This window comes from Rahnella sp. ATs2 (assembly GCF_051851855.1).
Lineage (GTDB): Bacteria > Pseudomonadota > Gammaproteobacteria > Enterobacterales > Enterobacteriaceae > Rahnella > Rahnella variigena.
Map to the genome: position 1 here is coordinate 61,265 of NZ_JBLYPL010000007.1, position 16,318 is coordinate 77,582.

15 protein-coding genes are annotated in these 16,318 nt (G+C 48.5%); 7 read left to right on the plus strand and 8 right to left on the minus strand.

Annotation, left to right across the window (positions count from 1 at the left end):
• The first annotated feature begins 81 nt into the window (after positions 1–81).
• The 3 genes from ACJY2G_RS08765 (at position 82) to ACJY2G_RS08775 (ending at position 1,143) form a co-directional block, all read left to right on the plus strand.
• The gene (locus ACJY2G_RS08765; protein ID WP_112288831.1) at positions 82–378 is read left to right on the plus strand and encodes a YciI family protein; all 297 of its coding nucleotides are present in this window, start codon (positions 82–84) and stop codon (positions 376–378) included.
• Positions 379–541: 163 nt separating this feature from the next.
• On the plus strand, positions 542–856 hold the full coding sequence (locus ACJY2G_RS08770) for a zf-TFIIB domain-containing protein (protein ID WP_129639837.1): 315 nt from the start codon (positions 542–544) through the stop codon (positions 854–856).
• Positions 857–981: 125 nt separating this feature from the next.
• A complete protein-coding gene (locus ACJY2G_RS08775) occupies positions 982–1,143 on the plus strand; it encodes a YnfU family zinc-binding protein (RefSeq protein ID WP_217150653.1) in 162 nt (53 codons plus the stop codon).
• On the opposite strand, the gene ACJY2G_RS08780 is transcribed toward ACJY2G_RS08775, so the two are convergent.
• Positions 1,144–1,326, minus strand: a complete 183-nt coding sequence (locus ACJY2G_RS08780) for a YciY family protein (RefSeq protein ID WP_101076905.1) — start codon at positions 1,324–1,326, stop codon at positions 1,144–1,146. It abuts the gene before it with no gap.
• 299 nt (positions 1,327–1,625) lie between these two features.
• Between ACJY2G_RS08780 and cls the strand changes: the two genes are divergently transcribed.
• Both cls and ACJY2G_RS08790 read left to right on the plus strand, forming a co-directional pair.
• Positions 1,626–3,086, plus strand: a complete 1,461-nt coding sequence (gene cls / locus ACJY2G_RS08785) for a cardiolipin synthase (RefSeq protein WP_430319140.1) — start codon at positions 1,626–1,628, stop codon at positions 3,084–3,086.
• Positions 3,087–3,166: 80 nt separating this feature from the next.
• On the plus strand, positions 3,167–3,490 hold the full coding sequence (locus ACJY2G_RS08790; protein ID WP_112288828.1) for an HI1450 family dsDNA-mimic protein: 324 nt from the start codon (positions 3,167–3,169) through the stop codon (positions 3,488–3,490).
• Between the two features lie 78 nt (positions 3,491–3,568).
• On the opposite strand, the gene oppF is transcribed toward ACJY2G_RS08790, so the two are convergent.
• From oppF to ACJY2G_RS08820, 6 genes are all read right to left on the minus strand, one after another.
• Entirely contained in the window at positions 3,569–4,573 is a 1,005-nt protein-coding gene (gene oppF / locus ACJY2G_RS08795; RefSeq protein ID WP_112288864.1) for a murein tripeptide/oligopeptide ABC transporter ATP binding protein OppF, read from the minus strand.
• 29 nt (positions 4,574–4,602) lie between these two features.
• Positions 4,603–5,628, minus strand: coding sequence for an ABC transporter ATP-binding protein (locus ACJY2G_RS08800; RefSeq protein WP_232829873.1), 1,026 nt, complete (start codon positions 5,626–5,628; stop codon positions 4,603–4,605).
• A gap of 11 nt (positions 5,629–5,639) precedes the next feature.
• The gene (gene oppC, locus ACJY2G_RS08805; protein ID WP_430319141.1) at positions 5,640–6,548 is read right to left on the minus strand and encodes an oligopeptide ABC transporter permease OppC; all 909 of its coding nucleotides are present in this window, start codon (positions 6,546–6,548) and stop codon (positions 5,640–5,642) included.
• Positions 6,549–6,563: 15 nt separating this feature from the next.
• Positions 6,564–7,484, minus strand: coding sequence for an oligopeptide ABC transporter permease OppB (gene oppB, locus ACJY2G_RS08810; protein ID WP_112288826.1), 921 nt, complete (start codon positions 7,482–7,484; stop codon positions 6,564–6,566).
• A 187-nt stretch (positions 7,485–7,671) separates the two neighbouring features.
• The gene (oppA, locus tag ACJY2G_RS08815; protein ID WP_112288825.1) at positions 7,672–9,312 is read right to left on the minus strand and encodes an oligopeptide ABC transporter substrate-binding protein OppA; all 1,641 of its coding nucleotides are present in this window, start codon (positions 9,310–9,312) and stop codon (positions 7,672–7,674) included.
• Between the two features lie 1,178 nt (positions 9,313–10,490).
• Positions 10,491–11,135 (minus strand): YchE family NAAT transporter, encoded by a 645-nt coding sequence (locus ACJY2G_RS08820; protein ID WP_112288824.1) that lies wholly within the window; start codon positions 11,133–11,135, stop codon positions 10,491–10,493.
• A gap of 533 nt (positions 11,136–11,668) precedes the next feature.
• On the opposite strand from ACJY2G_RS08820, the gene adhE reads away from it, so the two are divergent.
• The gene (gene adhE, locus ACJY2G_RS08825) at positions 11,669–14,338 is read left to right on the plus strand and encodes a bifunctional acetaldehyde-CoA/alcohol dehydrogenase (RefSeq protein WP_430319142.1); all 2,670 of its coding nucleotides are present in this window, start codon (positions 11,669–11,671) and stop codon (positions 14,336–14,338) included.
• A gap of 144 nt (positions 14,339–14,482) precedes the next feature.
• Here adhE and ACJY2G_RS08830 read toward each other — a convergent pair whose 3' ends face one another.
• On the minus strand, positions 14,483–15,091 hold the full coding sequence (locus ACJY2G_RS08830; RefSeq protein ID WP_120161390.1) for a thymidine kinase: 609 nt from the start codon (positions 15,089–15,091) through the stop codon (positions 14,483–14,485).
• A 627-nt stretch (positions 15,092–15,718) separates the two neighbouring features.
• On the opposite strand from ACJY2G_RS08830, the gene hns reads away from it, so the two are divergent.
• Positions 15,719–16,126, plus strand: a complete 408-nt coding sequence (gene hns / locus ACJY2G_RS08835) for a histone-like nucleoid-structuring protein H-NS (protein WP_013575950.1) — start codon at positions 15,719–15,721, stop codon at positions 16,124–16,126.
• Positions 16,127–16,318: the final 192 nt, after the last annotated feature.

Here is a 16,318-nt window from a genome sequence, read left to right on the forward strand (position 1 = left end):
TAGCTATGTTAATTCTACAAAACGCTCTGGCAGCGCCTGAATGCTGCAAATCGCTCTATAAAACCCAATTAAAGGTGACTCATGCTTTACGTTATTTATTCTGAAGATGTTTCGGATTCACTGGAGAAACGTGCCGCTGCCCGCCCTGCGCACATCGAACGCCTGAAAAAATTGCAGGAGCAAGGCCGCGTATTGATCGGCGGCCCGACTCCGGCCATCGACAGTGAAGATCCGGGCGCTGCCGGAATGACCGGCTCCGTACTGATTGTTGAATTTGAAACGCTCGATGACGCCAAAGTGTGGGCCGATGCAGACCCTTATGTCGCCGCAGGCGTCTATAAATCAGTCACCGTCAAACCGTTCAAACGCGTATTCTGATATTTCTCGGGCAGTCTTCGGGCTGCCCGTCGTTCCCTGTGCCCTGTCCTCTCTCCTGCTTTAATCAACTTTACTTTTGCTTACGCCAGTTGATTGTCTAACTCTCCGGATAGCCAATAATTTACCTGCGCAATTTTTATCAAAAGCGAATGGAGAACCGGATATGCAATGTCCTGTATGCAAAGAAAGCCAGCTGGTGATGTCTGAACGTCAGGGGATCGAGATCGACTATTGCCCGGACTGTCGCGGCGTCTGGTTAGATCGCGGTGAGCTGGATAAAATCATTGAGAAGTCCGCCGCGCTACAGCAGGCGGCTCAGGTACAAGCTCCTCAGGAGCAACGTCCTCAGCCTGTACGTTATGACGAGCGCGACCGCCGGGACGACAATCGCCATCATGGCAATTACGATAACCGGGGTCATTACTCGTCGCATAAGCCGTATAAAAAGAAGAGTTTTCTTTCTGAGTTGTTCGACTGATTTCTGCCCGCTAAAAACTCACGCGTCATGACTAATGCGTCATGGCGCGATTTCCCCGAATGTCGTCACATTGCTTTCATCGCTTCTGTGTTAGGATGCCTACCCCTGCCCACGAGGTACGTCCTATGTCATTCTTCGACGGATTGAAGTTTCTAACCAGTACGACCACGAAGGTCACATGCCCTGAATGTGGTTACGTTTCAGAACAGATGACTGCAAAAGTACGCAAAAACTCGACGCTGGTTTGCAAAAAATGTGGCGCGCTGTTTCAGCCTAAATCCCGCTAATCAGGAATTCCATTCGTAATTTACGGCATATAATGACAAACGCTGGTGCTGCTGATGGTGGATCTGGCGAATGCGGTAGATGTGACGATAGCGTCTTGACTGACCTTCCAGCCAGCGGCTTCTGCGGCGCTGAGTCTGGCGTAGCATACGCCACCGGCCAACTTCATTTTTACTGCGTTTCATTCACTTGTGTCCCGTGATGCCCGTCACTGCTTCTTTAACGGAAGAGTTTCTTTTACAGAAAGTGCCTTAAACGGAAAAAACTGCGGAGGTCATTATAGGCCGATGACGTTGTGATCCAAGTCTTGTTTTTTCCTTCTTCCCCGTTATCGTCTAACCTTGATGTCAGAGCAGTGACATTTTTATTAAGCGGATACAGATTTAAGAGGTAGCTGATTGATTGCTGGGATAAAGTTAGTTAAAAGAATGCCCCTTTCACGTACACTCACGCCGATGGCTTGCGAACAGGATTTTTCGCCTTTATGACAACATTTTATACGGTAATCAGCGGACTTCTGGTTTTCGGCTACTGGTTACTGATTGCCGGCGTCACCCTGCGTATTCTGATGAAACGCCGGGCGGTTCCTTCCGCAATGGCATGGCTGCTGATCATCTACATCATTCCTCTGGTCGGCATCATTGCTTATCTTTCGTTTGGTGAATTGCATTTAGGCAAACGACGTGCAGAGCGTGCTAAAGCCATGTGGCCTTCCACGGCGCGCTGGCTGAATGATCTCAAAGACTGCAAACGTATTTTCGCGACAGAAAACAGTGAAATTGCGGCGTCTCTTTTCCAGCTTTGTGAACGCCGTCAGGGCATTGCGGGCGTCAAAGGCAACCAGCTGCAACTGCTGACCACCAGTGACGACGTGCTGAAAGCCATGATGCGCGATATTGAACTGGCCCGCAGCAACATCGAAATGGTGTTCTATATCTGGCAGCCTGGCGGTCTGGTGGATCAGGTCGCTGAGTCCCTGATGGCCGCGTCACGCCGTGGTATTCATTGCCGTCTGATGCTCGACTCCGCAGGCAGCGTGGCCTTCTTCCGCAGCCCTTATCCGGCCATGATGCGCAACGCCGGTATCGAAGTGGTCGAAGCGTTACAGGTGAATTTATTCCGTGTATTCCTGCGCCGTATGGATTTGCGCCAGCACCGTAAAGTCGTGCTGATCGACAACTATGTCGCTTATACCGGCAGCATGAATATGGTCGATCCGCGCTTCTTCAAGCAGGATGCTGGCGTCGGTCAGTGGGTGGACCTGATGGCGCGTATGGAAGGCCCGGTCGCCACGACCATGGGCATTGTGTATTCCTGCGACTGGGAGATTGAGACCGGCAAACGCATTCTGCCACCGGAACCGGATCTGAATCAGATGCCGTTCGAGCAGGAAAGCGGCCATACCATTCAGGTGATCGCCTCCGGTCCGGGCTTCCCGGAAGATATGATCCACCAGGCGCTGCTGACTGCAACGTATTCCGCCCGCGAACAACTGGTGATGACCACACCTTACCTGGTGCCAAGTGATGACCTGCTGCATGCCATTTGTACCGCAGCTCAGCGCGGAGTCGATGTCAGTATCATTTTGCCAATGAAGAACGATTCAATGATGGTCGACTGGGCCAGTAAAGCCTTCTTTGGCGAGTTGCTGGAAGCGGGTGTAAAGATTTATCAGTTCGAAGATGGCCTGCTGCATACCAAAAGTATTCTGGTCGACGGTCAGCTCAGTCTGGTTGGTACCGTGAATCTCGATATGCGCAGCCTCTGGCTGAATTTTGAAATAACGCTGGTCATTGATGACGCCGGATTCGGTGACGATCTGGGTCGTGTGCAGGAAGATTACCTTGCCCGTTCGCATCTGCTGGATGTCGAAGCCTGGCTTAAGCGGCCTTTCTGGCATCGCATCGTTGAACGTTTGTTCTACTTTTTCAGTCCGCTGCTGTAAAAGCCGCGTCGGGCATGATGTAATACGCTCAGTACCGGCTGGTTTCAGCCTGAACACACTTATTTGTAAACGAGAATGATATGGACCTGAATAATCGCCTGACCGAAGACGAAACGCTTGAACAAGCCTACGATATCTTTCTGGAACTGGCCGGAGATAATCTGGATCCAGCGGATATCCTGATCTTCAATTTGCAATTTGAAGAACGCGGCGGCGCTGAATTATATGATCCCGCAGAAGACTGGGTTGAGCATGTGGATTACGATCTGAATCCTGACTTCTTCGCGGAAGTGGTGATTGGTCTGGCTGACGCTGAAGATCAGCCGATTAATGATATCTTTGCCCGTGTCCTGTTGTGCCGCGAGAAAGATCATAAGCTCTGTCATATCCTCTGGAAGGAGTGATTTAGGAGAGGCGCTTAACAGAAAAAGAAAAACCTGCCATTGGCAGGTTTTTTTATGCTTTCCGTCTGAGAGTATTTATCAGAGCGGATCAACTTTCAGGCAGGATACCGCATGACGGAAGCTGCCTTCCAGCAACGGACGGGTGATCGCACATTCAGGTCCGGCAATCGGGCAGCGGGTACGGAATACGCAGCCTGATGGCGGATTGATCGGCGAAGGTAACTCCCCTTCCAGCAACTGAATGGTCTTGTTGCGCTCTTTATCCGGATCCGGCACGGGCACCGCAGACATCAGGGCACGGGTATACGGATGCTGAGGATTGTTGTACACCTCATCATAAGTTCCCAGTTCGACCGCATGTCCCAGATACATCACCAAGACACGGTCAGAAATGTGCTTCACCACTGCCAGATCGTGCGCGATGAAAATCAGCGACAAGCCCATTTCGCGCTGCAACTGTTGCAACAGGTTAACAACCTGCGCCTGAATAGAAACGTCCAGAGCAGAAACCGGTTCATCACAGATAATCAGTTTCGGTTCAAGGATCAGGGCGCGGGCAATACCGATACGCTGACACTGACCGCCGGAGAATTCGTGCGGGTAACGGTTAATCAGGTTAGGCAGCAGCCCGACCTTTAACATCATTGCCTTCACTTTCTCCTTGACCTCAGCACGAGGCATTTTCGGATTATAGGTTTTCAGCGGCTCGGCAATAATTTCGCCGATAGTCATACGCGGGTTCAGAGACGCCAGCGGATCCTGGAAAATCATCTGGATGTCGCTGCGGGTCTGGCGCCACTCATTATCAGACATATTGAGCAGATCTTTGCCTAACCAGGCTACGCGGCCATCGGTCGCTTTTACCAGACCGATCAGCGCACGGGCGAAAGTAGATTTACCGCAACCGGATTCACCTACAACACCCAGAGTTTCACCTTCATACAGGCGCAGCGTGACACCATCAACCGCTTTCAGGGTTTTTGATGGCTGCCAGAACCACTGTTTGCCGTCTTTGATATCGAAATGGACTTTGAGATCCGCCACTTCAAGCAGGACTTTTTTCTCAGGTGCGTTTGTGTTCATTGCCGCGCTGTTCATTACTGTATTGTCAGTCATACCAGTTCCTCCAGCGGCTTATAGCAGGCACGCAGGCGACCATCACCGAAACGCTCAAGCGGCGGAGCCGAGGAGCAGATATCCATCGCATGTGGGCAGCGAGGCTGGAAAGGACAACCTTTTGGCAGGCGCAACAAGTTTGGCGGATTGCCGGGAATCGTGAGCATCGCCCCGCCCTCGGCATCCAGACGCGGAACCGCGTTCAGCAGGCCGATAGAATACGGATGACACGGATCGTAGAACACATCGCGCGCACGACCATATTCCATGGTACGGCCAGCATACATCACCAGCACTTTATCGCAGATACCGGCCACAACGCCCAGATCATGGGTAATCATGATGATGGCGGTGTTGAACTCGGCTTTCAGCTCATTAAGTAACGTCATGATCTGCGCCTGAACAGTAACGTCCAGTGCGGTCGTGGGTTCATCAGCAATCAGCAATTTTGGTCGGCACAATAAGGCCATCGCGATCATTACGCGCTGGCGCATACCGCCGGAAAATTCGTGCGGGAACATTTTCATACGCTTGCGGGCTTCCGGCATTTTTACCGCGTCCAGCATGCGTACAGATTCTTCAAACGCTTCACGACTGCTCATTTTTTTATGCAGGATCAGGACTTCCATCAGCTGCTCACCCACGCGCATGTACGGGTTGAGAGATGTCATCGGATCCTGGAAAATCATCGATATCTGTTCTGCACGAAGCTTGTTGAGCTGCTGTTGCGGCAGGTTCAGAATTTCGCGGCCATTAAATTTCGCAGAACCGCCAATGCGACCGTTGCTGGCCAGCAAGCCCATCAGGGCAAATGCAGTCTGTGATTTACCGGAGCCTGATTCGCCCACGATGCCCAGCGTTTCACCGGCACGTAAGTCAAAGTTCAGGTCATTTACCGCGGTCACGTCACCGTCAGGCGTCTCGAAAGTCACGCGCAGGTCTTGCACATCCAGCAGGATCGGAGGTGCTTTGCCGTCAACCGCAGCGGGCGATGCAAAAGTGGAATGTTCAATGGTGCTCATGGTTGCACTCCTTAACGATCTTTCGGGTCGAGGGCATCACGCAAGCCATCGCCGATAAAATTGAAACAAAACAGAGTTACAACCAGGAAGCCTGCCGGGTACAGCAGTAACCAAGGTGAAACTTCCATCGAGTTGGCGCCATCACTTAACAACGCGCCCCAACTGCTCAGCGGCTCCTGCGTCCCTAAGCCGAGGAAGCTCAGGAAGGATTCGAACAGGATCATGCTGGGTACCAGCAGCGATGCATACACCACTACGACACCCAGTACGTTCGGAACAATGTGACGCAACACAATATTGCGCGTATTCACACCGCTCACCAGCGCCGCTTCGATGAATTCTTTACGTTTCAGACTAAGGGTCTGACCACGCACGATACGTGCCATGTCCAGCCAGGATACCATCCCGATCGCCACGAAGATCAGCAGGATGTTTTGTCCGAAGAAGGTCACCAGCAGAATGACGAAGAACATGAACGGGAAGGAGTTGAGAATTTCCAGCAGGCGCATCATCGCGGAGTCAATTTTACCGCCCAGATAACCGGACAATGACCCGTAAAGCGTACCGAGGATCACCGCAACCAGCGCTGCCGCCACGCCAACCATCAGGGAAATACGCCCGCCGATCGCCACACGCACCAGCAAATCACGGCCTGAAGAATCTGTCCCGAAGAAGTGATGGGAAGCCATATCAGGGGCGGCTGACATCATATTCCAGTCAGTATCATCGTAGGCAAACTGCGACAACATTGGCGCGAAAGTCACAAATAAGGCGATGAACGCGAGGACGATCAGGCTGGTCACCGCGGCGCGGTTGTGCATAAAGCGGCGTCGCGCATCCTGCCACAAACTGCGGCCTTCAACTTCCAGTTTCTCGCTGAAGTTTTCGACGACGTCGCTATTTTTCTTACTTAACATCATTGACGTACTCCGGCATTAATAACGGATTTTCGGGTCGATGACGGCATAAAGCACGTCGACGATCGCATTGAACAAAATAGTCAATGCGCCCACTAAAATGGTCAGGCTCAGAACCAGTGAATAGTCACGGTTTAATGCACCGTTAACAAACAGCTGGCCAATACCTGGCAATCCGAAAATGCTCTCGATGACCATCGAACCGGTGATGATACCCACGAAGGCCGGTCCCATGTAGGACAATACCGGCAGCAGCGCGGGTTTCAGTGCGTGACGCAAAATGATGCGGCGCAGTGGCAAACCTTTGGCACGTGCTGTACGGATAAAGTTGGAATGCAGAATTTCGATCATTGAGCCACGGGTGATACGCGCGATACTGGCGATATACGCCAGAGACAGCGCCACCATTGGCAAGATCATATATTTTGCGCCACCGCCATTCCAGCCACCACCAGGCAGCCATTTCAGCGTAATCGCAAATATCAGCACCAGTAACGGCGCCACCACGAAACTGGGTATAACCACCCCGGTCATCGCTATGCCCATTACCGTGTAATCCCATTTGGTATTTTGGTTCAGGGCGGCAATAACGCCCGCACTCACACCAAACACAATCGCCATGATAAATGCCGCCAGACCGAGTTTCGCTGAAACCGGGAACGAGGCCGCAACCAGATCATTAACGGTATAGTCTTTATATTTGAACGACGGGCCGAAATCGCCTTTCGCCAGCTGTTCTAAATAGTGGAAGTACTGCTTATACATAGGGTCATTGAGGTGATATTTGGCCTCAATGTTTGCCATCACTTCTGGCGGGAGATTACGCTCACCCGTAAAAGGGCTGCCCGGTGCGAGACGCATCATAAAAAATGAAATGGTGATCAGAATGAATAGCGTCGGAATCGCTTCCAGACAGCGGCGTAAAATAAACTTTAACATTGCCCGTACCTGTTTCTAAGCCTGTCACTACAGCTTTATAGTTTTGGCTTGTTCACGGCGACCATCAACTGATCGTCGCCGTGGTGGCTCTTTGTTTTCATCCCGAAATCCGGAATAAAAAACATTACCTTCATCAAAATAGGATGAGCAAGGCAGCTCGGGGATGCCTTGCTCTGATATCCGTGACTTAGTGTTTGATGATGTACAAGTCTTTCACGTAGACGTTGTCCTGCGGATCTTTACCGGTGTAACCGCCAACGTATGGTTTCACCAGACGCGCGTTCACGTAGTAATAAACAGGAACAATGGCAGAGTCTTTATCCAGCTGGGTTTCTGCTTTCTGATACAGCGCTGCACGCTCTTCATCAGTTTTCACTGTCAGAGTGTCCGCGATGTCTTTATCAAACGCCGGGCTCTTATAGTGAGCGGTGTTGTTGCTGCTGTCAGACAGCATGGTGTTCAGGAAGGAAGAAGGTTCGTTGTAGTCAGAACACCAGCCCGCACGTGCCACATCAAAGTTGCCCTGATGACGGCTGTCCAGGAAGGTTTTCCATTCCTGGTTAACGAGTTTCACGTCAACACCCAGGTTTTTCTTCCAGATAGCGGCGGCAGCGATAGCCAGTTTCTTGTGCAGATCCGACGTGTTGTACAACAGATCGAAAGTCAGAGGTTTAGCAGAGGTGTAACCTGCTTCGGCCAGCAGTTTTTTAGCCTGCTCGTTACGTTGTTCCTGAGTCTCTTTGAACCAGGCTGGCGGAGTCAGTTTCGCACCATCGGTATAAGGAGGGGTGTAACCGTAAGCTGGCAGGTCGCCCTGTGCTTTTACTTTGTTCACGATGATATCGCGGTCCAGGCCCAGTTTCAGTGCTTCACGAACGCGAGAATCGGTAAACGGCGCTTTCTGGTTGTTGATTTCGTAGTAATAAGTACACAGGTACGGGTCAACGTGAACTTCGGTTGGGATTTCTTTCTTCAGTTTCTGGAACAGTTCGATCGGCATGTTGTTGTAAGTCATGTCGATTTCGCCGCTGCGGTAGCGGTTAACGTCAGTTACTTCCGAAGAAATTGGCAGGTAAGTTACCTGGTTGATCACAGTTTTTGCGTTATCCCAGTAAGTCGGGCTGCGTTCCAGGACAATACGTTCGTTGACGGTCCAGGCTTTCAGTTTGTATGCGCCGTTGCTCACGTAGTTTTCTGGTTGGGTCCATTTGTCGCCAAACTTCTCAACAACACTTTTGTTTACCGGCTTCATCGCGGTGTGAGACAGCATTTTTACGAAATACGGAACAGGTTCGGTCAGCGTCACTTGCAGGGTATGGTCGTCGATGGCTTTCACACCCAGAGTATCAGGGCTTTTCTTACCACTGATGATGTCATCAATGTTTTCGATATGACCGTATTGCAGGTAGCTTTCGTAAGGAGATGCGGTTTTAGGATCTGCCAGACGCTGCCAGCTGTAAACGAAATCAGCGGCGGTCACAGGGTCACCGTTGGACCATTTAGCTTCCGGACGCAGGTGGAAGGTCCAGACTTTAAAATCTTTGTTTTCCCAGCTGGTTGCTACGCCAGGAATAACGCTGCCGTCTTTACTGTCGGTATTCACCAGGCCTTCAAGCAAGTCACGGATAACGTTGGATTCTGGTACGCCTTCAACTTTATGCGGGTCGAGAGACTGAACTTCTGAACCGTTGTTACGAACCAGTTCTTGTTTGGCTGCCAGAGTGACACCTGCCGGCACATTGGCTGCAAATGCATTATTCACTGACACCGCGCCAACCGCAGCCATAATGCAGGCAGCCAGCAGATTTTTTTTTGTGATGTTGGTCATTTTTATTCAACTCCAGTTTTTATTATGAACTTGCACGCCTGGGTGCAAGATAAACCCTTGCTGGGTCAACGGATTTCAAGAGCAGGAACGAATTGCTCATGAAAAGCCCCATGTAGTTACCACCCGCAGATGGCTGTCCCCTACTACTGCATGTGTTACCTGGTAAGTCCGTTAAACCTCTGGCTGTTAATCGCCTTGCGGTTTCTGAGATCGTTAAGGATGATCTCGCTCCATTTGATTCACCCCGTGCGCGACAAAAAGAATTCTGTGGCGAACCAGGCAATCACATACTGTTATTCCTGCACTTAACAATATTATTTTCTTATTAACCCGACTTAGGGCGATAGAAAATCCTTCGCGGTTAAATGCGAGCCATCAAATTAATAAGAAGAAGATCTGAAGATTTGTTTAGCTGATCATGAAAATTCAGCATAAGGCGGTTTGATGTCGTCAACGTTATGCCCGGTTTTCTTTTTGCAGAAAACACATGAGGATAAATTTGCAGTAAGCATTGCGACACGACACTCTCCAAAAACAAATAAAATGGCTTCAATCTTTTTCGCACTAGCAAGAATCGTGCTCACCAGGAGCATTGCTCTAAACAAAAATCCATTTTTGAAGGCGATTTGAAAATTATCAGAACCCTGTTACGCGCGCCAATAAATTTTGCAAATTTGTTACGTAATTCTCTTTTACTCATAACAGTCTTTACAACAGGTCAGTCAGGCAGAGAGCAGAAAACAGTTTTAACCCACTGATTTAATATATCTTTATGGCAAAATTACTCATCAAAGTCCTACCGGAGACTGTTCAAGAACTCGCCTGACACAATCAGTTAACATTGTTAGATTTATAAGAATAAACACCTGTTAACTGCTGTGTTAACACTAATAACATCTCGATACAGCCTGCACAAGCCTTACAGAATGATGTGAGTAAATTAGCGTCAATACGGGCAGTAAACGCCCGTAATTAGCCAATAATTAGCTAAGTTTATTTAAAGAAATGAGGACTTGGATTGAAAAGAGGAGTGAGACAAGGGTTTGCGCTACATTAGGGTGCAATTGCTCTGAATTAAGCCATTAGCTGCACTATAATAAGGCATTAGATTATAAGTGGAAGTGATAATTATCACGAAAACACTTGGGTATTTTCGTGATAATTCGGCCGCTAATTGATTAAAGAAGGCCCGGGAAAATCGCTTTTATACCTGTCACAATAAATTCAATGCCCAGTGACATCAGCAGCAATCCCATAATACGGGTGATGACGTTAATGCCGGTTTGCCCCAGCAGACGCACCAGTAAAGGTGCCGCCCTGAACAGCAGCCAGCAGCAGAAGGCGAAGAACATGATCGCAACGGTCAGACCCAGCAGGTTTGGCCAGCTGTGATAACGCGAACTCCAGACGATTGTTGAACTGATTGCACCGGGTCCTGCCATTAAAGGCAATGCCAGCGGAACTACACCGACGTTTTCGCGGATCGCTGTTTCTGACTTTTCCTGCTTGTTCTGTTTATCTTCCCCGAGCTTTCCGCTGATCATCGACATGGCGATAGTGACCACCAGGATCCCGCCAGCAATACGGAACGAATCAATGGAAATGCCGAACAGGTGCAGAATCGCATCGCCGAGGAACAGCGCGGTCGACAATATAATGGCAACAGAAAGGTTGGCCGTCATATTGGTTTTGTTACGCCCTGCCGCCGCCTGATAGCTGGTCATACTGATAAACACTGGCAAGATCCCCACCGGGTTGACCAGTGCAAACAGCCCGACAAAGAATTTGATATAACCAGAAAAATCTAATAAAGATTGGCTCACGCAGAACTCCGCACAGTTACGCCAGTAGATGAAGGTTTTGATGGGCGCTAATGTACTGGAATCGCAGTAAAGGCGCCACGCCGTTTCATAGTTTTTATCACCAGATTTACAAATAAAGGCAGTGGATAAGACTTTTGTTAAAAATCAGTTTTTTTATTGATAACTTTAGATACAAAACTGTATTATCCATGGGCGAATTTGATAATTATTCTCAATAAACCACTGCTGAAAGGTGTCAGCTTAGGTGTTTAGTGATCCAGATCAAATTACGTCTGCCTACAAATAGGTAAGCTTTGTGCATAGTCACTCAACGGTAGTTTGCAGAACAAATATTCGTCAAGCCACGTTGAATGAGGAGTTATCTACTACCTTACGTGCTTCACTACTGGAAGCTCTTTAAGCAAATAAAGAGACAAAGACAACACCTTGAGAATCATAGAGTTAATTAGTTTCTCACGGTGACTGATAGCAGGTCTATACTAGTCTTTGGCAAGTTATTTACTAAAAGAGTTTAACTTTATCAGGAGAGCATCATGGCTGTAACAAATGTCGCTGAACTAAACGCACTCGTTGCGCGAGTCAAAAAGGCACAGCGCGAATATGCCAACTTCAGTCAGGAACAAGTAGATAAGATTTTCGCTGCCGCCGCTCTGGCTGCTGCCGATTCTCGTATTCTGCTCGCCAAACTGGCCGTTGAAGAATCCGGAATGGGTATTGTCGAAGACAAAGTGATCAAAAACCACTTCGCCTCCGAATATATCTACAATGCTTACAAAGACGAAAAAACCTGTGGCATCCTGGGTCAGGATGACACTTTCGGTACCATCACTATCGCTGAACCCATCGGCCTGATTTGCGGTATCGTCCCAACTACCAACCCCACTTCCACTGCGATTTTCAAAGCGCTTATCAGCCTGAAAACACGTAACGGTATTATCTTCTCTCCACACCCACGTGCTAAAAACGCGACTAACAAAGCGGCAGACATCGTTCTGCAGGCTGCTATCGCTGCCGGTGCGCCAAAAGACATCATTGGCTGGATTGATGAACCAAGTGTAGAACTTTCTAACCAACTTATGCACCACCCGGATCTGAACCTGATTCTGGCAACCGGTGGTCCGGGCATGGTTAAAGCAGCCTACAGCTCCGGTAAGCCAGCAATCGGTGTGGGTGCAGGTAATACCCCGGTCGTTGTTGATGAAACTGCAGATATCAAACGTGTTGTTGCTTCCGTGCTGATGTCCAAAACCTTCGATAATGGCGTAATCTGTGCGTCTGAACAGTCCATCATCGTGGTTGATTCTGCTTATAACGCAGTTCGTGAACGTTTCGCATCTCACGGCGGCTACATGTTGCAAGGCAAAGAGCTGAAAGCTGTTTCAGATATCATTCTGAAAAATGGTGGCCTGAACGCGGCTATCGTAGGCCAGCCAGCGACTAAAATTGCCGAAATGGCCGGCATCAAAGTGCCAGCTCATACTAAAGTGTTAATTGGCGAAGTCAGCGTTGTTGACGAATCAGAACCATTTGCACACGAAAAACTGTCCCCTACCCTCGCGATGTACCGTGCTAAGAACTTCGAAGACGCGGTTGCTAAAGCTGAGAAACTGGTAGAAATGGGCGGTATCGGCCATACCTCTTGCCTGTATACAGACCAGGACAACCAACCAGAACGTGTGAACTATTTTGGCAACAAAATGAAAACCGCACGTATCCTGATTAACACCCCGGCTTCTCAGGGTGGTATCGGTGACCTGTACAACTTTAAACTTGCTCCTTCTCTGACGCTGGGTTGCGGTTCATGGGGTGGTAACTCCATCTCTGAAAACGTCGGTCCTAAACACTTGATCAACAAGAAAACTGTAGCGAAGCGAGCAGAAAACATGTTGTGGCATAAACTTCCAAAATCTATTTACTTCCGTCGTGGCTCACTGCCAATCGCACTGGAAGAAGTGGCTACTGATGGAGCAAAACGCGCATTCATCGTCACTGACCGTTTCCTGTTCAATAACGGCTATGCAGATCAGATTACCAGCGTTCTGAAAAGCCACGGTATTGAAACAGAAGTGTTCTTCGAAGTAGAGGCTGACCCAACGCTGAGCATTGTTCGTAAAGGTGCTGAGCAAATGAACTCCTTCAAACCAGACGTCATTATCGCGCTGGGTGGTGGTTCACCGATGGACGCCGCGAAAATCATGTGGGTTCTGTACGAACACCCGGATACTCAGTTCGAAGATTTGGCGCTGCGCTTTATGGATATCCGTAAACGTATCTACAAATTCCCGAAAATGGGCGTGAAAGCGAAAATGATCGCTGTCACTACCACTTCCGGTACCGGTTCTGAAGTGACTCCGTTTGCGGTTGTTACCGATGATGCAACTGGTCAGAAATATCCACTGGCTGACTATGCGCTGACACCTGATATGGCTATCGTTGATGCTAATCTGGTGATGAACATGCCTAAATCACTGTGTGCTTTCGGTGGTCTGGATGCTGTGACTCACGCACTGGAAGCTTACGTTTCTGTACTGGCTAACGAATATTCCGACGGTCAGGCTCTGCAGGCACTGAAACTGCTTAAAGAAAACCTGCCAGCCAGCTACAACGAAGGGGCTAAAAATCCGGTAGCACGTGAGCGTGTTCACAATGCGGCAACTATCGCGGGTATCGCGTTCGCTAACGCCTTCCTTGGGGTTTGTCACTCAATGGCCCATAAACTGGGTTCAGAGTTCCATATTCCACACGGTCTGGCTAACGCAATGCTGATTTCTAACGTCATCCGCTACAACGCCAATGACAACCCAACTAAACAGACTGCTTTCAGTCAGTATGACCGCCCACAAGCGCGTCGTCGCTACGCAGAAGTGGCTGACCATTTAGGTCTGAGCGCTGCCGGTGACCGTACTGCACAGAAAATTCAGAAACTGCTGACCTGGTTGGATGAAATCAAAGCGGAGCTGGGTATCCCAACCTCTATCCGTGAAGCAGGCGTTCAGGAAGCTGACTTCCTGGCGAAAGTAGACAAACTGTCTGAAGATGCGTTCGATGACCAGTGTACCGGTGCTAACCCACGTTACCCGCTGATCTCTGAACTGAAACAGATTCTGATGGATACTTTCTACGGCCGCGAATTCAGCGAAGAAGAAGCAGCAGACGTTGTTGTTGCTGCTCCTAAAGCTGAAAAGAAAACCAGCAAAAAATAATCTGCTGAGTTTCTGATAGCTAAAATCAGAAAGTAAAAACCCGCTGAAAAGCGGGTTTTTTTATGGATTCAGGATAAATGAGGGAAAATTTGAGAATGGCTTTGAAGATAAAAGCCAAAAAACCTCTGTAAATACTTTGCAGATTTACTCTGGTTTAACTTCGACCGTGGTATCAAACGCCGCCATGGCTTCTTTGTAGTGCTTACGGCAGACAGATACATAGCTTTCGTCACCGCCTATAACGACCTGTGCGCCATCATGCAGGGCGTTACCCTTCTCATCCAGCCTCAGGTTACGGTTAGCCTTACGTCCGCAGTGACAGATGGTTTTCAGCTCAACCAGTTTATCCGCCCATGCCAGCAAATATTCACTGCCCTCAAAAAGTTCACCACGAAAATCGGTCCGCAGGCCATAACAAAGTACCGGCACATCCAGATCGTCCACAACGTCAGTGAGCTGGGATACCTGCGCCTTAGTGAGGAACTGGCATTCATCTATCAAAACGCAGCTCAGACGCTGAGAGCGATTCTCCTGAGCTATTAGATTGAAAAGTTCAGTGTCCTTATTGTAGAGCTCTGCCGGCGAGGATAAACCGATTCGGGAGCTGACTTTACCGACACCGAAACGATGATCTAATTCTGCTGTTAACACCAGCGTGCGCATACCACGTTCTTGATAATTATATGAAGATTGCAATAGCGAAGTGGACTTACCGGCATTCATTGCCGAGTAATAGAAATAAAGCTGAGCCATGAAGGAGTGACCCCATAATGTAAATGGATGGCATAAATTTTCGGCGTGGATTGTACCACAAGCCTGACAATCTATAACCACGCCTGTCTGGCGCAGTTATCGGGTACGGTTCAAAGAATCATTACATTTGAAAAAATCACAGAAACTTACAATCAAAATTTATAAATGCAATAGCCGATAATCCGTAATCGTTAGACGACAATACTCCCTGACATGGCTCATCTTATATACCAGAGGGTCGCATTATGGGTTTGTCTATACAATATCTGACAGGATAGAAGCACTTAAAAGTAAAAAATTTAGTATGCTGTTGCGATACTGCCTCCTCAATTTCCCCTAGTCCTTACATTAGTTATCTTCACATCCTCTTTAATTGTGTGAACAATCGCATGCTTATAAAACGACTTACGCATTGCAACAATAGCGCATAAGCGTGTATTGAAATTAGGGTTATAGACCTCAGATAAATAGTGTGAACTGTCCTGCCTATATTTTGCAGGACACATTCACCATTTGCATTAAATGCGTAAATTAAGGTCAGGTATACAAATTGGCTATTGCAGAATACTGAAGAGCATTCTATTATTAGCCAAACGCCCCCCACCAATATAATTTGAGACTAGTATAATGAGCGAAGCATTAAAGATTCTGAACAACATCCGTACTCTGCGCGCGCAAGCAAGAGAATGCACTCTGGAAACTCTGGAAGAGATGCTGGAAAAATTAGAAGTTGTTGTGAACGAGCGTCGCGAAGAAGATTCTCAGGCAGCTGCTGAGATTGAAGAGCGCACCCGTAAACTGCAACAATACCGTGAAATGCTGATTGCTGATGGCATTGATCCTAACGAATTGCTGCAAACCATGGCTGCTACTAAGGCTACCGGTAAAGCAAAACGTGCAGCGCGTCCTGCTAAATACAAATACGTTGACGAAAACGGCGAAAACAAAACCTGGACTGGCCAGGGCCGTACTCCAGCTGTAATCAAGAAAGCAATCGAAGAGCAAGGTAAATCACTGGACGATTTCCTGCTGTAATTGCCCTTATTAACATAAATGTTAATACAAAAAAGCCCATCTTTATGATGGGCTTTTCGTTTTCTAATCCCGCAGATAAATGCTTCTTGTTACTAATACAAAAACCAAACAAGTGCATCTTAAAAATGGATTACATTCAGACTGCTATAGGACTTAACTGATTCCATAAAAAAGGCTGCCTGAGCAGCCTTT